Source organism: Neorhizobium sp. T7_12, from assembly GCF_002968535.1.
GTDB lineage: Bacteria > Pseudomonadota > Alphaproteobacteria > Rhizobiales > Rhizobiaceae > Neorhizobium > Neorhizobium tomejilense.
The window spans coordinates 33,055-53,648 of sequence record NZ_PVBK01000002.1 but is presented as its reverse complement, the minus strand read 5'-3'; the positions used below and the strand labels follow the sequence as shown (position 1 = coordinate 53,648).

Here is a 20,594-nt window from a genome sequence, read left to right as displayed (position 1 = left end):
ACGGTCATGGTCACGCCCACCCAGCCAGCTTCAGCACGAATGCGGTAATGACGACCATGGCAAGCGACAGCGGCAGGAAGATCTTCCAGCCAAGACGCATGAGTTGGTCATAGCGGTAACGCGGCACGAAGGCTTTCACCATGGCGAACATGAAGAAGACGAGCATCGACTTCAGCATGAACCAGACGATGCCCGGTACCCAGTTGAGGAGCCAGATATCGACCGGCGGCAGCCAGCCCCCGAGGAACAGGATGGTCGTCAGCGCGCACATCAGGCAGACGGCTGCGTATTCGCCGAGCATGAACATCATGTATGGCGAGGAGCCGTACTCGACCATGAAGCCGGCGACCAGTTCCGATTCCGCTTCGGGAAGATCGAAGGGCGGGCGGTTCGTTTCGGCGAGCGCCGAGATGAAGAACACCACGAACATCGGGAACAGCGCCAGCCAGTGCCAATCGAGGAACGAGGCAGGCAGGCCCATCCTCGTGCCGAGGCCGTCATGCTGGGCATTGACGATATCGGTCAGGTTCAGCGAGCCGACGCAGAGCAGCACGGTGACGATGACGAAACCGATCGAAACTTCGTAGGAGACCATCTGCGCCGCCGAGCGGAGCGCGCCGAGGAACGGGTATTTCGAGTTCGAAGCCCAGCCACCCATGATGATGCCGTAGACTTCGAGCGAGGAGATCGCAAAGATATAGAGGATGCCGACGTTGATGTTGGCAATGACCCATCCGTCCGCGAGCGGCACCACCGCCCAGGTCGACAGGGCCAGGAGCACGGCGACCAGCGGCGCGAGCAGGAAGACGGCCTTGTTGGCGCCCGCCGGAATGACCGGCTCCTTGAAGACGAACTTCAAAAGGTCGGCGAAGGACTGGAACAGGCCGAAGGGGCCGACGACGTTCGGGCCGCGGCGCAGCTGCACGGCCGCCCAGATCTTGCGGTCGGCAAGTAGAACATAGGCGATGAAAACGAGCAGGCAGACCAGCAGCAGCAGCGACTGCGCGACCATGACGATGCCCGGCCAGACGTAGATGGAAAAGAACGAGTCCATGTTCAAAATTACTCCGCCGCAGCCTGGAAATTGTTGCGGGCCAATGCCGAGCATTCAGCCATGACGGCCGAAGCGCGAGCGATCGGGTTCGTCAAATAGAAGTCTTTGATCGGCGACGCAAACCCGGACTTCGTCATACCACCGGCTTTTTGGCCAAGTGCGGCAATTTCGTTCACCGAGCCCGCCGCAATCTCGTCGATGGCCGCAAAATGCGGGTAATCCGCATAGAGTTTCGCACGCAGGGCGCTCAGCGAGTCGAAAGGCAGCTTGTTTCCGAGCACGTCGGAGAGTGCGCGGATGATTGCCCAGTCTTCGCGAGCCTCGCCGGGCGCGAAGCCGGCGCGGTTGCCCATCTGGACTCGGCCTTCGGTATTGACCCAGGTGCCGGACTTTTCGGTATAGGCCGCACCCGGCAGGATGACGTCGGCATTGTGTGCGCCGGCATCGCCATGGCTGCCGATATAGACGGTGAACTTGGCGCCCTTCTTCGAGAAGTCGAGCTCGTCGGCGCCGAGCAGGAAGAGGACGTCCATGCCGGCCAGCTGGGCACTGGCATTGGCGCCCTTCGCACCCGGCACGAAGCCGAGGTCGAGGCCACCGACGCGGGCAGCGGCGGTATGCAGGACGGCAAAGCCGTTCCACTCATCGGTCAGCGCGCCGACCGAACCGGCAAGCTGGGCGGCCGAGCTAAGGATCGCCGCGCCGTCGGCACGGGAAAGAGCCCCCTGCCCTACGATGATCATCGGGTTCTTTGCAGCCCGCAGCTTATCGGCGAAGCTGTTTGCGCCGGACGCGAGGTCGGTGAGCGTTTCAGCGCCTGCGCCGAGATAGTCGTAGACGTAACGCAGTTCGCTGACTTCGCCGATCACGCCGATCGGGAAGTTGCCGCGGCGGAAGCGCTTGCGGATGCGGGCATTGAGGACCGCTGCCTCGAGGCGCGGGTTGGCGCCGACCAGGAGCAGAGCGCCGGCCTGTTCGATGCCTTCGATGGTCGGGTTGAAGATGTAGCTTGCACGGCCGAGCGACGGATCAAGCGCCGTCCCGTCCTGGCGACAGTCGAGGTTTTCCGATCCGAGCGACCGGATCAGTTCCTTCAGGGCGTACATTTCCTCGACCGACGCCAGATCGCCGGCGATCGCGCCGATCTTTGCAGCGGACGTTGCGGAAACGGCAGCCTTGATGGCGCCGAAGGCTTCGCCCCAGGACGCAGCCTGAAGGCGGCCGCCCTTGCGGACGTAAGGCCGGTCGAGGCGCTGGGTCTTCAGGCCATCCCAGATGAAACGGGTCTTGTCGGAGATCCACTCCTCGTTCACCTGCTCGTTGACGCGCGGCATGATGCGCATCACTTCGCGGCCGCGGGTATCGACGCGGATCGCCGAGCCGACGGCGTCCATGACGTCGATCGATTCGGTCTTGTTGAGCTCCCACGGACGGGCGGTGAAGGCGAAGGGACGCGAGGTCAGCGCACCGACCGGGCAAAGGTCGATGACGTTGCCCTGCAGTTCCGACGTCATGGCGCTTTCGAGATAGGTGGTGATCTCGGCATCCTCGCCGCGGCCGATCAGGCCGAGTTCGGAAATGCCGCCGACTTCGGTGGTGAAGCGGACGCAGCGCGTGCAGTGGATGCAGCGGTTCATCACGGTCTTGACCAGCGGGCCGATATACTTGTCTTCGACGGCGCGCTTGTTTTCCGTGTAGCGGGAACTGTCGATGCCGAAGGCCATCGCCTGGTCCTGCAGATCGCATTCACCGCCCTGGTCGCAGATCGGGCAATCCAGCGGATGGTTGATCAGCAGGAATTCCATCACGCCTTCGCGGGCCTTCTTGACCATCGGCGTATTGGTGAAGATTTCCGGCAGCTCGCCGTTCGGGCCGCCGCGGACATCGCGCACGCCCATGGCGCAGGAGGCTGCCGGCTTCGGCGGTCCGCCCTTCACTTCGATCAAGCACATGCGACAATTGCCGGCGACCGAAAGACGTTCGTGGAAACAAAAGCGCGGGACCTCGGCGCCGGCTTCCTCGCATGCCTGAAGCAGCGTGAAATGATCCGGAACTTCGACCTCTTTGCCGTCAACCTTCAGCTTAACCATCGTCTCACTTACGTCCTTAGTTCCATCCTTTGGGTCTCCTGGGGGTCAGGCGACTCGGGGACATATTCTTTTATTTCAACAGAGCTTTCGCCTGGCCGACCCAGTCGTCGCGGCTGATGCGTCCCTCGAAACCCAATTCCTTGTCGAAACGGGCGATATCGGCCTCGTTCCAGGCCGCGACCTGCGCAAGGCTCGTCACGCCCAGGCCGTTCAGCACTTCCGCCAGCTTCGGGCCGATGCCCGAAATCTGCTTGAGATCTCCGCCGCCGGCAGATGCCTTGGCCGTCCTCGCCTTCGCCGGCTTTACCGGGGCTGGCTGCTTGGCCGAAACCTTCGGAGCGGCCTTGGGCGCAGCTTTCGCCGGCGCAGCCTTGGCGGCCGGCTTCGTGACCGGTTCGGCAACGGGTGCCGCCTTGAGAACCGGAGCAGCTGCCTTGCGGCGCGCCTTCGGCTTGGCGGCGACCGGCTTTGCCGTCGCTGCTGCAACGACCGGTTCTGCAACCGCCGGCGTTTCCGCAGGGGCCGGAGTTTCCGCAATCGGAAAGGCCTCAGCCGGATTTGGATCGGCGGCCTTCTGGCGGTTGCCCGCTTCCATCGCGCCCTGCAGCGCGCCGAAGAAGACGCCAGCCATCTGGGTGGCAATGCCGAAACCGATCGCAGTTGCGGCAGCCATGTTCGCCATTAGCGGATTGAGCTTCATCGCCTCGGAAAAATCGGGCATGCGTGCTGGATCGAGCGCCGGACGATCCGCCGCCTCCCGTTCATGCTCTTTGCCCGACTTCGTCACGTGACTACTCCGCAGCTTCCAGGACGGCGCCATGCGCCGTCGCGTTTCGGGTATACTGGTCGATACGTGCTTCGATCTCCGGACGGAAATGCCGGATCAGGCCTTGGACAGGCCAGGCCGCCGCATCGCCGAGCGCGCAGATGGTGTGACCTTCGATCTGCTTGGTCACCTGGAACAGCATGTCGATTTCGCGCTTCTGGGCATTACCCTTGACCATGCGCTCCAGTACCCGCCACATCCAGCCGGTGCCTTCGCGGCACGGCGTGCACTGGCCGCAGCTCTCGTGCTTGAAGAAGGCCGAGATGCGGGCGATCGCCTTGATGACGTCCGTCGACTTGTCCATGACGATGGCGCCGGCAGTGCCGAAGGAGGAGCCGACGGCTCGCAGGCCGTCGAAATCCATCTGGCAGTCCATGATGTCCTTGGCCGGCACGATCGGGCAGGATGCGCCGCCGGGGATGACCGCCAGCAGATTGTCCCAGCCGCCGCGGATGCCGCCGGCATGCTTGTCGACCAGCTCGCGGAAGGTGATGCCCATTACTTCTTCGACGGTGCACGGCTTGTTGACGTGGCCGGAGAGCATGAACAGCTTGGTGCCGACATTGTTCGGACGGCCCATGGACGAGAACCAGCCGGCGCCGCGGCGCAGGATGGTCGGAGCAACCGCGATCGATTCGACGTTGTTGACCGTGGTCGGGCAGCCGTAGAGGCCCATGTTTGCCGGGAACGGGGGTTTAAGGCGCGGCTGGCCCTTCTTGCCTTCGAGGCTTTCGAGCAGCGCGGTCTCTTCGCCGCAGATATAGGCGCCGGCGCCGTGGTGGACGTAGATGTCGAAATCCCAGCCAAGCTTGTTGTTGCCACCGAGCAGGCCGAAATCATAGCACTCGTCGATCGCCGCCTGCAGCGCTTCGCGCTCGCGCATGTATTCGCCGCGTACATAGATATAGGCCGTGTTGGCGCCCATGGCGAAACCGGCGATGACGCAGCCTTCGATCAGCGTATGCGGATCGTGGCGCATGATTTCGCGGTCCTTGCAGGTGCCGGGCTCGGATTCATCTGCATTGACCACGAGGTAATGCGGGCGGCCATCCGATTCCTTCGGCATGAAGGACCACTTGAGACCGGTCGGGAAGCCTGCGCCGCCGCGGCCGCGAAGGCCCGAAGCCTTCATCTCGTTGATGATCCAGTCCCGGCCCTTCTCGATGATCTCCCTGGTGCCATCCCAATGGCCGCGACTCATCGCGCCCTTCAGGGACTTGTCCTTGAGGCCGTAGATATTGGTAAAGATGCGATCCTGATCTTTCAACATGATCTATTCCACAAGTCCGTCGCGATTAAGCCGGTTGCCAGTCGATATATTGCAGCCTTTTTCAAAGGCCGCACACAAATTCTCAAATGTCACGACTCACCTTCAGTCGTGGTCTTGCGCCGCGTACGCTTCGGCTTCAAGTCCCCGGAGACCGCGCCCGGTTCCGGCGGCGCGCCTTCCGCTGCACTGCCGGGCGTCTTCGGAGCCGGTTTGCTCTTCGCAGTCGCCGAGAGCGGCTGCTTCTCCGCGGCCTTGGCATTCGCGGCCGCCGCCGCCGGGGCGGTGGCAGGGGTCTTCAGTTTCGGGTCCGTCTCCGGCGCGGTGTCCTTCGGACGCCCGGCATCGGCCGGAGGAATGCTTGCAGCTGCCGCAGCCTCTTCGGCGCTCGGATGCGGGTCGAGATTGGTGCGGACCGGCTTGATCTCGTCGTTCAACGTCTGCGGGCCGCCCTCGGGCGCCGAGAAGATGCGGTCGATCTGCGGGCCGGGCTTGATCTCATCGCCCTTGCCGGCTTCGAAAGCATCGATGATCTCTTCCAGGCGCTGCGGCGTCAGGTCCTCATAGGCATCCTTGAAGATGATGACCATCGGTGCGTTGACGCAGGCGCCCTGACATTCGACCTCTTCCCACGACAGCGTGCCGTCGGCGTTCAGCGCGAACGGATCGTGGTGGATCTTGTGCTGACAGACCTTCATCAGGTCCTCGGCGCCGCGCAGCATGCAGGGCGTGGTGCCGCAGACCTGGATATGGGCGCGGGTACCGACCGGCTTCAGCTGGAACTGGGTGTAGAAGGTCGCGACTTCGAGGACGCGGATATAGGGCATGTCGAGCTTGTTTGCGACGAATTCGATCGCCGCGCGGGTCACCCAGCCATCCTGTTCCTGCGCACGCATCAGGAGCGGGATGACAGCCGATTGCTGCCGGCCTGCCGGATATTTCCTGATCGTTGCCTCGGCCCAGACGGAATTCTCGTCATTGAAGGCGAAAATTGCCGGCTGCACCTGGTCTTCGGCTAATCGACGAACGGACATTCTTTTCCACGCCTTATCAGTTTATGGATCCACACCGCGATCTCGTGAGCGTCACGAATTCGCAGGCATAGGCAGACTTGTCTTTCTGCATGAACACTATGAACTTTGTTCCACTGGGAACGGAGGACTTGATCTCGTATCCTTCGGACAGGAGATCCTTCATCGACCTCGATCCGCCGCCTTGCGTCGAGATCGCGCCATCCGTCTGCGCCTGCTGCGCGAACGCAACCGGGGCAGCAGAGACAAGGGCAGCGAAAACGACGGCGCGGAGCATCAGCGGTCCACCTCACCGAAGACGATGTCGATCGAGCCGAGCACCGCCGAGACGTCGGCCAGCTGGTGACCCCGACAGATGAAATCCATCGCCTGGAGATGGGCATAACCCGGCGCGCGGATCTTGCACCGATAGGGCTTGTTGGTGCCGTCGGCGACCAGAAAGACGCCGAACTCGCCTTTCGGGGCTTCGACGGCGGCATAAACCTCGCCGGCCGGCACGTGATAACCTTCGGTATAGAGCTTGAAGTGATGGATCAGCGCTTCCATCGACCGTTTCATCTCGCCGCGCTTCGGCGGCACGACCTTGCCGTCCGTAGACGAGAACGGACCGGTCCTGGCATCGCCGAGCAGACGGTTGACGCATTGCTTCATGATCTTCACCGACTCGCGCATCTCGATCATGCGGATCAGGTAACGGTCGTAGCAGTCGCCGTTCTTGCCGATCGGAATGTCGAACTCAAGGTCGGAATAGCATTCATAAGGCTGCGAGCGGCGCAGGTCCCAGGCCGCGCCCGAACCGCGGACCATGACGCCGGAAAAGCCCCAGGCCCAGGCGTCTTCGAGCTTGACGACGCCGATATCGACGTTGCGCTGCTTGAAAATGCGGTTGCCGGTCAGCAGTTCGTCGATGTCATCGAGCTTTGCCGGGAACTCATCGCACCACTTGCCGATGTCCTCGACCAGTTCCGGCGGCAGGTCCTGATGGACGCCGCCCGGACGGAAATAGGCCGCATGCATGCGCGAACCCGAGGCGCGCTCATAGAACACCATTAACTTTTCGCGCTCTTCGAAACCCCAGAGCGGCGGCGTCAGCGCGCCGACGTCCATCGCCTGCGTCGTGACGTTGAGGAGATGCGAGAGGATGCGGCCGATTTCCGAATAGAGCACGCGGATCAGCTGGCCGCGGATCGGGATCTGGATATCCAGGAGCTTTTCGACGGCGAGCGCGAAAGCATGTTCCTGGTTCATCGGCGCGACGTAGTCGAGGCGATCGAAATAGGGAATGGCCTGCAGGTAGGTCTTGGTCTCGATCAGCTTTTCGGTGCCGCGGTGCAGAAGACCGATATGCGGATCGACGCGCTCGACGATTTCGCCATCAAGCTCCAGCACAAGGCGCAAGACGCCATGGGCCGCCGGATGCTGCGGTCCGAAATTGATGTTGAAGTTGCGGACGTTGTGTTCGGTCATACTGCTTGCTCCATGCCGGGCGGCGGATCGCACCGGGCGGGAAAGACGTGCATTCGGCTGGCGCGGATGCGCCGGTCTTAGGCTTTGGCCTTTTCATCCCCGGGGAGCACGTAGTCCGTGCCTTCCCAAGGAGAGAGGAAATCGAAACTGCGGAATTCCTGGCGCAGCTCGACGGGCTCATAGACGACGCGCTTGGCGTTGTCGTCGTAACGAACCTCGACGAAACCGGTGGTCGGGAAGTCCTTGCGCAGCGGATGGCCTTCGAAACCGTAGTCCGTCAGGATGCGGCGCAGGTCCGGATGGCCGGTGAACAGGATGCCGTACATGTCCCAAGCTTCGCGCTCGAACCAGTCGGCGCCCGGGTAGACCGGGCAGGCAGACGGAACCGGCTCGTCCTCGGCGGTCGCGACCTTGATGCGGATACGCTGGTTCTGGCGGGGCGACAGAAGGTGATAGACCACGTCGAAACGCTTTTCGCGCGCCGGATAATCCACACCGCAGATGTCGATGAAGCTGATGAACCCGCACTGCACGTCGTCGCGCAGGAAGGTCAGCAGCGGCAGCAGATTTTCCGCCGTCGCGGTCAGCGTCAGCTCGCCATAGGCGATTTCCGCATCCGCCACGAGGGACGGACGCGCTTCGCGGATGTAGGTCGAAAGCTCGTTCAGGGCTTCACTCATGATCTTGTCCAATTACCCTTAGCCTCTGGCCCTCAGCGCTCGATCGTGCCGGTCCGCCGGATCTTCTTCTGCAGCAGAAGCACGCCGTAGAGCAGTGCCTCCGCCGTGGGGGGACAGCCCGGAACATAGATATCGATCGGCACGATGCGGTCACAGCCGCGCACCACCGAATAGGAATAGTGGTAATAACCGCCGCCATTGGCGCAGGAGCCCATGGAGATGACGTAACGCGGCTCCGGCATCTGGTCGTAGACCTTGCGGAGCGCGGGCGCCATCTTGTTGGTCAGCGTGCCGGCGACGATCATCACGTCCGACTGGCGCGGCGAGGCGCGCGGCGCAAAACCGAAGCGCTCGACGTCGTAACGCGGCATCGAAAGCTGCATCATCTCGACCGCGCAGCAGGCAAGGCCGAAGGTCATCCACATCAGCGAGCCCGTACGGGCCCAGGTGATCAGCTCGTCCGTGGAGGTGACGAGAAAACCCTTGTCGGCGAGCTCATTGTTGATCTCGCCGAAGAACGCGTCGTCGCTGCCGATGGGCTTGCCCGTATTCGGATCGATAATGCCCTTGGGCTGTGGCGCGACGAGAGTGCTGCCGTTGTCGACTACTCCCATTCCAGCGCTCCTTTCTTCCATTCATATATGAAGCCGATCGTCAGAACGGCGAGGAATACCATCATCGACCAGAAGCCGAACCAGCCAATCGCACCGAACGATACCGCCCACGGGAAAAGGAAGGCCACTTCGAGGTCGAAGATGATGAAGAGGATCGAGACTAGGTAGAAGCGAATGTCGAACTTCATGCGCGCATCGTCGAAGGCGTTGAAGCCGCATTCGTAAGCCGACAGCTTTTCCGAATCGGGCGCCTTGTAGGCGACGGCGAACGGCGCAACCAGAAGCGCGATGCCGATCACCAGGGAAATGCCGATGAAAATCGCGATCGGGATATAGGAAGTGAGGAGTTCACTCATTGTATTCGATCCCAGCTTGCCTGAAGCGTCGGGAGACGACGCCTGAATATCAATGCACAGGCAAAGCGAACGTGCATTGCAACAAGCCGTGGTTAGCGCAGCCGAAGCCCCGGCGCAAGCTTTTTGAATGTCGCATCCTGCGCCAAAATGGAGCAGTTCAAACGATTATCAGCGGCCGCATCCTGGCGACAGCCTCCGACCATGATCGTCAGGGACCGGCAACGGCCAAATCGTATTGGGAAGCGTGTTCTCTCGGATGGTAAATGGCGCGAGTGACGGGGCTCGAACCCGCGACCTCCGGCGTGACAGGCCGGCACTCTAACCGACTGAGCTACACCCGCGCATAATGCCGACTGACGGCTCGCCCCCTTACGCCCAAGAAGCGTAGAAAGCGGGTTGTTCGAAGAAGAGAATGGCGCGAGTGACGGGGCTCGAACCCGCGACCTCCGGCGTGACAGGCCGGCACTCTAACCAACTGAGCTACACCCGCGCATTTCTCTTGAGGTCGAAACCTCTTGGCCGGGCGACCTCAATCGCTCGGTTGAGCGGCTAACTAAGAGGTTCGTGATCGGGTGTCAAGCGCGTTTCAAGACAAAAGGATGACGTGCTGTCGCTTTGCCCTCTCCTGCCCCCTATACGCCCCTGCCCAGTCGGCTCTTCCCCAAAATTTTCAAAAAAACATCATGAAAGCCCTTGCGGTTTTTCCGCGATCCGCATAGATCACGGCCACCGACGCGGCGGGCTCTGAGGCTCTGCAATCGCGAACGGGCGATTAGCTCAGTTGGTAGAGCGCCTCGTTTACACCGAGGATGTCGGCGGTTCGAGTCCGTCATCGCCCACCATTCCCGCCCTCTTTCCTGCCTCTACTCCGAATTTTCCCGCTTCCGGAAGATCGTTTCGCTACGTCCCTCGCTTCGGTTTTCGGTCGAGCGCGCGCAATCTCATCCGCTTCTTTGGCTAGCGCGGGGAAGAACATTTGCCGTGAGCGCGACAACTCGCTCCATTCCGGCCGTCCCATAGCCTCCGGTTCGTGAAGCATATCAGGCATTTGGCCTATACGCCGTTCCACAACGCAGCGGCCATTAAGCGAATCTTTTCCGCCACTTCGTCCCCGCTCCTCAACCCGTTCCTAAAATCGGTTCCGAACTGCCCGTCTGCGGATAGACGCTCGCGCGCAGCCTGGAGCACGAGGAGACGAAAATGGGAAAACATCATCTCAGACACGGCATCAACATGGGAGGCGCCGGCGGATGCGCTCGGTGCGGGACGGCGAGCGTTTGCGGCGGGAGGGGATAATGCTGGATCTCGGACTTTCCCTGACCGGTCCCGGCACTTTTTCCATCGGCGGCGGTGAGCCGCCCGAAGACGACGGGTTCACCCTGATGGATGCCGAAGGCAACACGCTTGCCGACGCAGAAAATAATCAGCTCACCATCAGCCAACGCACGATCAGCCGATTGATCGGCCTGGAGGACTGACACGATGCCATCGCGCCAAATTCCGAAACTTTACATTCCCTCAGATGCCACCGAAGCGGCAATCCGGGCCGTACATGCGGCAGCGGTTGCTGCGGGCGGCGGCGGGACCATCCTGCTGCCGGATGCGGTGATCACGCTCACGGAACCGCTCCCGGTCGCCTCAGGTATCGGTTACCAGGGGGTACAGCCGGTGCTGAACTATCTCAACGACACACTGCCGGACAGCGGATGGGATTTCGTCGGTGGCACCGTGCTTGCCGGCGACGGCTCGTTTCCGGCTTTTGCCGCCAATGACGCAGACCTTGGCTCGCCGTCCGCCACGATCACCGCCAATTGCATTGCCGCCTGGCGATGCGAGCATATCGGCTTTACCGGCTTCACACGCGCCGTCAGCATCGGCGCGGTGAACAATATCGGCCTGCAGTTTTCCACCATCCACGATCTCTTCATCCGCGACTGCAGCGACTGGGGCATGTTCCTTGCCAATTTCATGCACACGGACGTTTCCCGGATCTGGACGCATCTTTGCGAAAACGGCCAGTATTATGCATCGTTGCTGCCCGGTTCGACCCTGATGCCTGGAAACAGCCGCTTCGATTCGCTCTTCAACATCATTCCCGCCGATGGACGAGACAATCGGCTCTGCCGGGGTATCGTATTCGAAGCCGGCGGCGACGGCGCCCGTCTGAACGAGATGTATGCCGACCGCATCCAGAACAACGCCTTCAACCGGACCGAGCTTGTGGTGAGCGCGACTTTCTCCAACGGTTCGGCGAATATCGCCGTTGCCGACGGCAGCAAATTCCGGGCGCGCATGCCGGTCGCGTTCACGAGCAGCGATTACGGGATCACCGCCGGGCGGGTCCATGTCGTCAAGTCGGTGAGCGGCAACACGATTCAGATCGGAAAGGCCTTCACCTCCCCGGCCATAATAGCGTCCGGCAGCGGCTCGCTGATGCTCTCGTCCTGGGGCATGCCCTGTTTCGAGTTGAGTTCCCGCGACGAAGGCGCGTTCGTCTCCAACTCGCGCTTCCTCGGCGTCGATGCGGAAGGCGGCTCCGGCGCCGGGATTTACGTGGAGAACGCACAGGGCTGCGACCTCAACATCTCGGAAGTGCCCGGCGACAAGAATGCCGACGTCGTCGGACGCGCGACGGGCTTCAGCCGGTTCTACAGCAGCAACACGACGATTACCGATTTCGACACGGCTTCAGCAACCAGCCAGTTTCACGGCGCGCGCGGAATTGGCCGCCACGCGATGCTATCAGGTCTGTGGACCGATCAGACCCGCAACGGATTGGCGGCATTCAACATTCGCGGCGACGCAGGGGAAAACCAAGGCGATCTGGAGGTCAGGGGCGGCAACAGCTTCATCTATCCCCGCTTCGGAATGGGAATGAAGTCGACGCTCAAGACCGCGAACACCGTACTCCACCCACTGGATGCCGGCCTCGTCACCTTCGACGCCGCGTCGGCGCTCGTCTGCACGCTGCCCGCGATCACGAATTCGTCGGATGCGTCCTCGCTGGTGGGACTGCCGTTTCATATCGTCAACGCCGGATCGGCGGATTTGGCGATCAATACCAACGGCACGCAGCTCTTCAACAAGATCCCGGGCAAGACCGGCTACACGTTGAATGCCGGTGAAAGCCTTCTGGTGGTCGCCGCCGAAGGGGCGGGCTCGACGCTCTTCTGGGCCGCCTTCCCGAGTGTGGGCGTTGCCTGAACCACTGTGCTTCACGGGCTGTCGCTTCAGAGCGGCAGTCCGGTCAATCGCGCCAGCGCCGCGCGCTTTTCCTCAAGCGTTGTAAGCGACCGGAGCGACCGGTCGAATTCCATGACCTTCGCGCCGACGAGGAAACGGTACCAGTAACCTTGCAGCACGTGGTAGATCAGCCCTTCGCGGCCATCGAGGAAGCCGAGCTGGGCGATATAGCGGAACAGGAAATAGGCGAGCGCGGCGACCTGAAACGGAAGCCGGTTGTAGATCTGCTCTTTGATGCGCCGCTTGACGGTAGCCTGTCGTGAGGACGCTTCTCTCGATAGCCCCAAACCTTCTGGAAACAGCCCGTAACGCTGGCCGAGAACGTCGGCTGCCTCTCGTGTTGCATAGCCGTTGTGCTTGCCGGTGAAGAAGCTGAGATCGTTGAGATTGTGATCCGAGAACGGCGCGTCGAAAAGGACTATCCGGCCGCCCTTCACGATGATGTGCTCGTCCATCCAGCGGTCCTCGACATGTCCCTGCCCTCGCCGCCAGATGCGGGTGAGGATGAGCGGATACCGTCCGCCATGGCGGATCCAGCGGCCGAGGAAGATATGTTTTCTCTTGAGGTTCACGCCTGCGACATCGGCAGCGAGAGTGGGAAGCTCCTCAGTGATCTCCACCGCCAGTTCGGGTTCGATCACCTCATCCGCGTCGAGCCGCATGATCCAGTCGGCGGTGATCGGGGCATTGTCCAGCCCCCACTGGAATTGCCTGGAATAATTGATCCAGGGGTTGCTGAGCACGGTTGCGCCAAGCGAGCGCGCGATTTCGACCGTGCCGTCGGTCGAGAAACAATCGATGACGAAGACCTCGGACGCGAAGGGCGCGACGCTTTTCAGCGCCCGGGCGATATGGCATTCTTCGTTATAGGTGAGGATGAGGACGGCGAGGCTGGCCATTCGACGACGTGTCCAATCAGGAGTTCAACCGCACCGGAAAGATGCCGAGCTTGTCCTGCTCGAAGCGCCGCCGCAACTTCCTGGCCGGGTTGCCGGCGTAGATCGTCCACGGATCGAGGTTGCGGAAGGTGACGGCGCGGGCGCCGAGCACCGCGCCCTCCCCGACAGTGACACCTGGCCCGACAAACGCTTCCGCCGCGATCCAGGCATTCGTACCGATGACAATGGGTCTCGTAACCAGCTGGAAATTCGCATCGTCGACATCATGCGTGCCGGTGCACAGATGGGCTCCCTGGGAGACGATTGCGTGGGCGCCGAGCTCGATGCGATCCATGCAGTAACAGTTCACGCCGCTTCCCAGACAGGAATACGCGGCCATGGCGAGGTTCGGCGGATACCAGACCTCGACGCCGGGATAGATCCGCGCCGTCCGGTCAATCCGGGCTCCGAAGCGGCGCAGCAGGAACCGGCGCCATGCAAACAGCGGTACCGGCGTCCAGCGGCCGAAAAGGCTCCAGACGAGGTTCCATGCAAGCCTGAACAGCCGATGTCCCAGCGGAAAACTCGGGGCTCCCTGCCGTGGATTGGAGGTCTTCGCGTCAAGCGGCTTCATGGAGGCCTCGTGGAGAGATGGAGTGCAGAATGGTGATGAGATCGCGGGCCGCCGCCTCGATGCGGAAATGCCGTTCGAAACCCGCGCGGGCATGGGCGCGCATGGCGCTTTTGCCGTCGTCGGAGAGCGAGAGCCATGACCAGAGCAGGCTTTCGATGCCCTCCGATGTGTCCGGCCCGACGAGGCCGCCTCCGCACATTTGCACTTCACGCCAGATATTGACCTTGTCGGTCAGCAGGACCGGCGTCTTGCAGGCCATCGCTTCCGCAACGACGATTCCGAAATTCTCCTGGTGCGACGGCAGGACAAAGGCCTCGGCAGCGAGAAAGGCACCCCATTTGGCGTCGCCGGCCAGCATGCCCGGCCAATGGATACGATCGGCGATGCCGGCCTTGGCGGCTTGGACAATCAGTTTCGATTTCAGCCCGGACTGATCCGGCCCCGCCATCACCAGGTCGAGATCGGGATCGGACGCGGCGATCTTCGCGAAGGCTTCGATAAGAAGATCGCCGCCCTTCTTTGCGTGGAAACGGCTGAGGAACAGCAGGAACCGCTTGTCCTTCAATTCCGGCAGATGCCGGTGGAATGCGGCAAGCTGGCTCTCAACCCCTGCCGGCGGATCGGCCGTGCCGAAGGCGACGATACGCTCCGCATAACTGTAACCCCGGAAGACGCCGCGCGCCCGGCGACGCTCGTCTTCGCAGGTAAACAGGACCGCCGCAGCATCCCGGAGAACCCTGCCCTGCCAGGCGGACCAGAACGCCTGTTTGGCGACGTGCTTGAGCGGATGGGTTTTACGGAACCATGGGTCCATCATGCCGTGGGCAAAGACGACATAAGGCAGGCCTGTCCGCCTCAGGGCCGACCAGCCGCCGACTGAGGCATGGTTCCAGAGGCCATGGATGATCGCCGCATCGAAACGATCCGCGTTCGCGACGATCCAGCGTGCCAATTCCGGCGTATATCCGTATCTCCGGGTCCATCGCCCGCAGGCGTGAACGGGAAAGGGAAACTCTGTCACGTAGGGCGCCGATGGCTTGTCCAGCGTAACCACTTCCACCGCATGGCCCAGACGCGCCATTTGCAGTCCAGTCAGCCGCAGCGCCTCGATAGGGCCTCCGGTTTCGGGATCGGCGCTGGCGATGATGTTGAGGATTCTCATGGCAGCTCCGCGATGAGTTTTTCGAGATTTCCCTTGAAGTGCTCCATGAGATAACGGGAGCGGACCTTGTCGGCCCCCGCCTCTCCCATCGCCGCTGCCATGCCCGGATGGGCGAGAAGCATCGCGATTTTCGCGGCCAGCGCTTCGATATCCCATGCGTTCACCGCATAGCCGTCGACCCCGTCGGTAATGATCTCCGCCGCTGCATCCTCAGTGCCGCAGATCACCGGCAGGCCGTGCAGCCAGGCCTCCAGGAAAACGATGCCGAACCCCTCCTTGGACGAGGGCATCGCAAAAAGGGACGCTTGGGCATAAATCCCGGCCAGCCTCGCATCCGATACGCGACCCAGGAATTCGACCCTGTCTTCGACCGCAAACTCCCGGGCCAATGACGCCAGTTCCGATCTGAGCGGTCCCTCGCCGACGATCTGGAGGATGCATTCCACGTTCCGGCGCTTGAGCAGGGCCACCGCCTTGATCAGGGCGTCGATATTCTTGCCGCGGTCATGCCGATCCAGCCGGGCGACCGTCAGGATGTTGCCGCGATTCGTTTCCGAAACGGGTCGCCGGTCCATGTCGTCGGCGGCGTTCGGAAAGAGCGTGAATTTTTCAAGGGGCAGTTTGAATGCCTTCTGCATCCGGCTGGCCGTGAAGGTGCTGACGGAGGCGATCTGGCTGAGGGCTCTTGCCATAACCGGTTCATAAAACCGCATGCGGCGATAGGCCGGATCGTTCCAGACCTCGTCGCCATGGACGAAGAGCACGAGCTTGATTCTTGGAGACAGCAGCTTGCACAACAGTCCCACCGGCAGAAGGTTGACATGCCCGAGGAACAGGATTTTGCAGTTGAGGGCAGCGACAGCCGAATGAACGATGAAATCTAGGCGCCGACGGCCAAACGCGCGGATTGCGGCCGCCGTGGTTTCGGGAATGTCGGCCTTGCCGTCGCGCATGATGTGGATGGCCGGCCGCTTCCACCCCTTGTCGCCAGAGATTTCCGCCAGGGCAGCGATGACCCGTTGGTTGAAGCGCTGGATACCGCCTATCCGGCCATAGGTGTCCAGGGCCAGGAGCAGAATGCCACGATTGCGCGCCTCCGCCCTACTCATCGCACGCAGCCATGTTTTATGTCGGCGACCTGCTGGACAATCCGCCGGGCCAGGATCTCGTTATAGGTCCCGTTCACAAAGGTGCGCCGGTGCCCGGCATCGGCGATCGTTTGGCGCCTGCCGTCATCCGCCAGCAGACGTTTGCAAGCCTCCGCGCAATCATCCGCTCCGTCGAAAAAGATGGCTTCCTCACCCTCCTTGTAGAGCTGTTGATGATGCGGAGTGCGGGGAGCGCACATGGCGGTGCCGATAGCGGGAATTTCGGCGGAGCGCGTCGTATGCAGGTCGGCATTCTGACCGTTCAGCAGAACCAGACCGATTTTCGCGCCGGCAATTGCGCGTGTGTAGTCAAAACCTTCAAGGTGATCGGAGCGGATAAAGGGTCGGAGCAGCCGGTATTCCGGCGCTCTTTTCCATCGGGGCCCGTGAATCGCCAGCGGCACGCCCCTTTCGATCAGCCGCGCCATGAAGGCGCCGCGGCCGGGCATCCATGTGCCGATGAAAGCGACCTCGGACGACCATCGGCTTTTCTCCTCCGGCGTCGGCGACAGAGGGCGATGCGCCACCTCGTCCGCGCACTGCCAGATCGTGTCGATCCGTCTTGCACCTCTCCTCGCCATCATCTCCTCGATGCAGTCACGGCGCACGGTGACGACAAGATCGTAGTGCGGGAGGGCGCGGTGAAGGATGCTCCAGCGGAGACGTTCCGGAGACGGGTCCAGATAGGGATTGTCGGCGTTGTAGTTGACGACGATCGGCGCGGCCTTGCGGATGACGTTCAGGGCGGTTGGTCCGACCACGTCGCCGCAATCCATCAGGGCAAAATCGAAGCGTTGCCCGCCGATCCGCCGGCCGAGCCCGTTTGCCACGAGGCGATCGATACCCGGGCCGCCTGCCCTGTTCAGCCACGCCGCCCAATGGGGCGGCAGGAGAGCGTAGGGAGACAGGTGCAGAACATCGAAGCCGATACGCCGGAATGCCGCCGCCCGCTGCAGGCTGGTCCCTGATTCTGCGCCGACATAGAGGAGCCTCATCTCAGCTTCACGCCCCTCGTCAGCCAGAACATCAGAACGTAGAGCAGCACCGTCTGCGGCAGTGCCCGGACAAAGTTGCCGGCCTGGACCGCAATAGATTCGTCCATGAGGCCGTTCATGAAGAAGCGGACGATACAGATGCAGGCCAGAGCCGAAAGCAGCACATGTCTGTCCCGTGTCCGGATTGTCAGCGCGTCACCGACAATGAAAATCGCGAAGGCGAAGATGGCGAACACAACCACGTAAAATGCGCCGAGAAGGACGAAGCCATCGGCGATCGACGAGCCGGTGCGGTAACTTCCCAGTTCATCGCCGGTGACGAGAAAGTTGTAGTAATCGCCGGACGAAAAGGCGTTGCCGGATTTATCGAGTTCGGGCGCGAAAAAATTCAGAACCGGCGTCGGAATCAGCAATAGCAGCTGGTTGACGGCATTTTCACGCGCCAGACCTTCTCCGGTCTGCGACAGCGAAAGGCCAAGGGCGATGTTATGGTCGATGTATTTGGTGGCGACGAAGCGGGCCAGAAGCGGGTTGTCGATGTAGATTTCGTTATAGCTGCCCTCGGCCAGGATCCGGTCCGTCTCCCGCCGGGACTGCAGCGCATCTCCATCGAAATACGTGCCGATGGTCGACAAGACGAGATCCTGCGATGAGATGTCCGAGCGGTCGTCGCGGGCAATGACCATGGCGGTCGCGAGATCAGAGAGGATGCCGGCCGAGATGGGGCTGAGCAGGACGGCGACCGCGAGCCAGATCACGCGCCGCCTCGTCAGGATGAAGCGTCCTATCACCACTGCGATGGCGAGGCAGATCAGCACGGTCAAGACGTTGACCGCGAACACGCCGCGGCTGTTGCGCGCCAGCGCGATATAGAGCGTCAGGGCGCAGTAGGCGGTCAGCGCGAACCAGTTGACCGTGCGCTTGCCGTTCGGCGGATCGATGAGGTAGGCGGCAACCGGGATCAGGAAAGGCGCGACGGAAAATTGCGACATTCCGGCGAGCAGTTTGAAGGCGATATCCCCGAAATTGTCCTCGCCCCAGCGGTCGGCATGCGCGTACCAGGACCCGAACGACCCGAGCAGCCCCATCCACCACAATTGCCGGTTCGTCGGGGAGCGATAGAGACCGAGCGGCGCAAACATCCTTTGGCGGATCGTGATCGTCACGGCCTGCATCGCCCGCGACTGCGCATAGAACCAGTGCAGCGCTACCGCCCATATCTGCAGAAGTGCCAGAACGGAAAACGTGGCTACCGGCGCCTCGAGGTTGAAGGTGATCGGTTTCCAGGCGAGTGTCTGGACGATCAGGGCGGCCAGGCTCGAATGGACCTGAAAACCGAGCATTACCAGCGTCGAGATCGTATGACGCTCGATCCGACTAGGTTTGGTGCAGTAGCAAAATACCAGTATCCCGATCAGACCGGCTGACACGGCGCAGTACATGCTGGTGATATCCGGCGATATCCCCACCTGGATCGCCGCGCAGAGCAAGACCAAAACAACCACGCCCCAGCGGGCCTTGGCGACATAACGGGAATTGCGGCGGCGTTGCCCTTGTACCGAACGACGGCCGAATACCATGTCGCCGCTCGCCAGACCTCCACTCCCCATCATGGCCGATCCCCCGTGAGAACCACCCGCTTGCGGGAGAGGTTTGGAAGACGCCCTTGAAGGATCGCCTGCATATTGGCTGGCAGGGACCGATAGGCCATCCACGCCGCCAGCAGTGAGCCGAGCATCACCGGGAGGGATGACCAGCCGGCCGATTGAGGCCAGACCGCCATGGCGAACAGCCCGGCGATAACCGAGAGGCCACCACAAACGGATGTGGCAAAGGCATGGATTGGGAGGGGTAACCGCAGCTCTCGGAGGACTCCGCCGGCGGCCGCTGCGTAGATGAGGAAACTGGCGCTCTCGGCCGCCAGCAGCGAAAAACCGGCGCCCGGCAGCCCCCATGAGGTCAACGTCAGATAACAACCGATCACCGTGATCAGCAGAGACATGCCGTTCGCAACGATCTGCGGCAGCAGGATGTTGCTCCCCCGGACGATCGAAACCATCGGCTGGGCGAAACCGTAGACGATGATGCAGGCGCAGAGCGAGCCGAACAGCAGCGGGTCGAGATGGAAGTTGCCACGGGTCCACCACAGGAAAAGGCCGGGCGTTACCCACTGGAGCAGAATGCACCCCGGGCCGATGACGACCAGCACGAAAATCCAGCTTAGAGTGACCACGGCTTCCGCCGGCTCGCTCTTCCCTTCCCTCAGATAGCGCAGGAGCTCGGGATCGACCGGGCCTGCCAGCGCATTGATGCCCTGCATCGCTATATTCGACAGCGTCCGGGTCGCGGTGAACGCACCGAGAAGGCTGACGCCGGCGAGCGGGGCGATCAGTAGTCGGATGCCCTGCTGGTTTCCGATAGCGAGCAGCTCGCGGAGCGATACGAACAGGCTCCTCGTGAGGTTGGACCAGCCCCTGCGCAGATCGGGGACGGCAAAGCCGATTTCTTCGCGCCGCCAGAGACGAAAATAGTCGACATGAATGGCGATGTTGACGGCCACGTTGGCAACCGACGAGGCGATGACGGCGTCGAGGACGTCACCGCCGGAAAGGACTGCCGCGAGGGCCGCGAGGTTGATGCCGACCAGCAATGCAAACCGCCACCACGCCATTCTCGCGTAATAGCCGAAAGGGATGAGCGCCCGCCCGAGGATGCCGCCGACGGAGCTGGTGACGAGCCAGGCGAGCGCATAGACGATCATCGAGCCTGATAGGTCGTCCATCAGCTCCGCAGGAACGAAATCTCCGAACAACGCGTCGGCCCATCCGAAAGCCGGGGCGGCCATCCAGAAGCACAGAAGTATCGTTCCCAGCAGAATGGCGGCCGGGATGGACGAGGCGAAGTCCCGCCTTACGGCATCCTTGGTGCCGAGGCGTTGGAACTCGTAACCGAGGTAGTTCTGATGGCCGAGGTCGAACACCACGGAGAGGGAAAAAAGCGTCTGCAGCAGGACCCAGAGCCCGAATTGCTGCGCCGACCACCAGCCGAGCATGATCGGCACACTGATCGTCTGGATCAGGACATTGGCGGCAAGCAACGCCCCATTGGCGATCGAGCCCGAGATTAGCCGTACTGACACACTCATCGAA

At 62.0% G+C, this 20,594-nt stretch carries 19 protein-coding genes and 3 tRNA genes; 3 read left to right on the top strand and 19 right to left on the bottom strand.

All coding sequences use genetic code 11. The annotated features are described in order from the left end of the window. Nucleotides 1-10 precede the first annotated feature (10 nt). From nuoH to C5J26_RS06060, 12 genes are all read right to left on the bottom strand, one after another. A complete protein-coding gene (gene nuoH / locus C5J26_RS06115; RefSeq protein ID WP_038593139.1) occupies nucleotides 11-1,054 on the bottom strand; it encodes an NADH-quinone oxidoreductase subunit NuoH in 1,044 nt (347 codons plus the stop codon). A gap of 8 nt (nucleotides 1,055-1,062) precedes the next feature. Beyond that, nucleotides 1,063-3,144 carry an NADH-quinone oxidoreductase subunit NuoG gene (gene nuoG / locus C5J26_RS06110; RefSeq protein ID WP_105401026.1) on the bottom strand — a complete coding sequence of 694 codons (2,082 nt, stop codon included), beginning with the start codon at nucleotides 3,142-3,144 and terminating at the stop codon, nucleotides 1,063-1,065. A gap of 70 nt (nucleotides 3,145-3,214) precedes the next feature. Further along, nucleotides 3,215-3,931, bottom strand: a complete 717-nt coding sequence (locus C5J26_RS06105; protein WP_245441110.1) for a 5' DNA nuclease — start codon at nucleotides 3,929-3,931, stop codon at nucleotides 3,215-3,217. Nucleotides 3,932-3,935: 4 nt separating this feature from the next. Next, nucleotides 3,936-5,240, bottom strand: coding sequence for an NADH-quinone oxidoreductase subunit NuoF (gene nuoF, locus C5J26_RS06100; RefSeq protein WP_105401024.1), 1,305 nt, complete (start codon nucleotides 5,238-5,240; stop codon nucleotides 3,936-3,938). Nucleotides 5,241-5,329: 89 nt separating this feature from the next. After that, entirely contained in the window at nucleotides 5,330-6,271 is a 942-nt protein-coding gene (gene nuoE / locus C5J26_RS06095) for an NADH-quinone oxidoreductase subunit NuoE (RefSeq protein WP_245441109.1), read from the bottom strand. 16 nt (nucleotides 6,272-6,287) lie between these two features. Then, nucleotides 6,288-6,548: a hypothetical protein gene (locus C5J26_RS33165; protein WP_371411959.1), complete on the bottom strand. Its 261-nt coding sequence runs from the start codon at nucleotides 6,546-6,548 to the stop codon at nucleotides 6,288-6,290. Next, a complete protein-coding gene (locus C5J26_RS06085; RefSeq protein ID WP_046667760.1) occupies nucleotides 6,545-7,735 on the bottom strand; it encodes an NADH-quinone oxidoreductase subunit D in 1,191 nt (396 codons plus the stop codon). The genes C5J26_RS33165 and C5J26_RS06085 overlap by 4 nt, the downstream gene beginning before the upstream one ends. 77 nt (nucleotides 7,736-7,812) lie before the next feature. Continuing rightward, nucleotides 7,813-8,415, bottom strand: coding sequence for an NADH-quinone oxidoreductase subunit C (locus C5J26_RS06080; RefSeq protein ID WP_046636651.1), 603 nt, complete (start codon nucleotides 8,413-8,415; stop codon nucleotides 7,813-7,815). Between the two features lie 32 nt (nucleotides 8,416-8,447). After that, nucleotides 8,448-9,029, bottom strand: a complete 582-nt coding sequence (locus C5J26_RS06075; protein WP_037080534.1) for an NADH-quinone oxidoreductase subunit B family protein — start codon at nucleotides 9,027-9,029, stop codon at nucleotides 8,448-8,450. Next, nucleotides 9,020-9,385, bottom strand: coding sequence for an NADH-quinone oxidoreductase subunit A (locus tag C5J26_RS06070; protein WP_037080537.1), 366 nt, complete (start codon nucleotides 9,383-9,385; stop codon nucleotides 9,020-9,022). The genes C5J26_RS06075 and C5J26_RS06070 overlap by 10 nt, the downstream gene beginning before the upstream one ends. A 264-nt stretch (nucleotides 9,386-9,649) precedes the next feature. Beyond that, nucleotides 9,650-9,726: transfer RNA gene (locus C5J26_RS06065), tRNA-Asp, on the bottom strand. 72 nt (nucleotides 9,727-9,798) lie between these two features. After that, a tRNA-Asp gene (locus C5J26_RS06060) sits at nucleotides 9,799-9,875 on the bottom strand. A gap of 276 nt (nucleotides 9,876-10,151) precedes the next feature. On the opposite strand from C5J26_RS06060, the gene C5J26_RS06055 reads away from it, so the two are divergent. From C5J26_RS06055 to C5J26_RS06045, 3 genes are all read left to right on the top strand, one after another. Continuing rightward, nucleotides 10,152-10,227: transfer RNA gene (locus tag C5J26_RS06055), tRNA-Val, on the top strand. 453 nt (nucleotides 10,228-10,680) lie between these two features. After that, on the top strand, nucleotides 10,681-10,863 hold the full coding sequence (locus C5J26_RS06050) for a hypothetical protein (RefSeq protein WP_105401021.1): 183 nt from the start codon (nucleotides 10,681-10,683) through the stop codon (nucleotides 10,861-10,863). A gap of 4 nt (nucleotides 10,864-10,867) precedes the next feature. Next, nucleotides 10,868-12,589, top strand: a complete 1,722-nt coding sequence (locus C5J26_RS06045; RefSeq protein WP_105401020.1) for a hypothetical protein — start codon at nucleotides 10,868-10,870, stop codon at nucleotides 12,587-12,589. Between the two features lie 26 nt (nucleotides 12,590-12,615). Here the strand turns inward: C5J26_RS06045 and C5J26_RS06040 are convergent, their stop codons facing one another. From C5J26_RS06040 to C5J26_RS06010, 7 genes are read right to left on the bottom strand one after another with little or no spacing between them, the layout of a single operon-like run. Next, a complete protein-coding gene (locus C5J26_RS06040; protein WP_105401019.1) occupies nucleotides 12,616-13,527 on the bottom strand; it encodes a glycosyltransferase family 2 protein in 912 nt (303 codons plus the stop codon). A gap of 16 nt (nucleotides 13,528-13,543) precedes the next feature. Further along, nucleotides 13,544-14,140: a putative colanic acid biosynthesis acetyltransferase gene (locus C5J26_RS06035; protein ID WP_105401018.1), complete on the bottom strand. Its 597-nt coding sequence runs from the start codon at nucleotides 14,138-14,140 to the stop codon at nucleotides 13,544-13,546. Then, nucleotides 14,127-15,302, bottom strand: coding sequence for a glycosyltransferase (locus C5J26_RS06030; RefSeq protein ID WP_105401017.1), 1,176 nt, complete (start codon nucleotides 15,300-15,302; stop codon nucleotides 14,127-14,129). Before C5J26_RS06030 ends, C5J26_RS06035 begins: the two co-directional genes overlap by 14 nt. Further along, nucleotides 15,299-16,411 carry a glycosyltransferase family 4 protein gene (locus C5J26_RS06025; RefSeq protein ID WP_105401016.1) on the bottom strand — a complete coding sequence of 371 codons (1,113 nt, stop codon included), beginning with the start codon at nucleotides 16,409-16,411 and terminating at the stop codon, nucleotides 15,299-15,301. The genes C5J26_RS06030 and C5J26_RS06025 overlap by 4 nt, the downstream gene beginning before the upstream one ends. Continuing rightward, complete coding sequence (locus C5J26_RS06020; protein ID WP_105401015.1) at nucleotides 16,408-17,445, bottom strand: glycosyltransferase; 1,038 nt, start codon at nucleotides 17,443-17,445, stop codon at nucleotides 16,408-16,410. Before C5J26_RS06020 ends, C5J26_RS06025 begins: the two co-directional genes overlap by 4 nt. Then, nucleotides 17,442-19,058, bottom strand: coding sequence for a hypothetical protein (locus C5J26_RS06015; protein ID WP_172745771.1), 1,617 nt, complete (start codon nucleotides 19,056-19,058; stop codon nucleotides 17,442-17,444). The genes C5J26_RS06020 and C5J26_RS06015 overlap by 4 nt, the downstream gene beginning before the upstream one ends. After that, complete coding sequence (locus tag C5J26_RS06010; RefSeq protein ID WP_172745770.1) at nucleotides 19,055-20,590, bottom strand: lipopolysaccharide biosynthesis protein; 1,536 nt, start codon at nucleotides 20,588-20,590, stop codon at nucleotides 19,055-19,057. Before C5J26_RS06010 ends, C5J26_RS06015 begins: the two co-directional genes overlap by 4 nt. Nucleotides 20,591-20,594 lie beyond the last annotated feature (4 nt).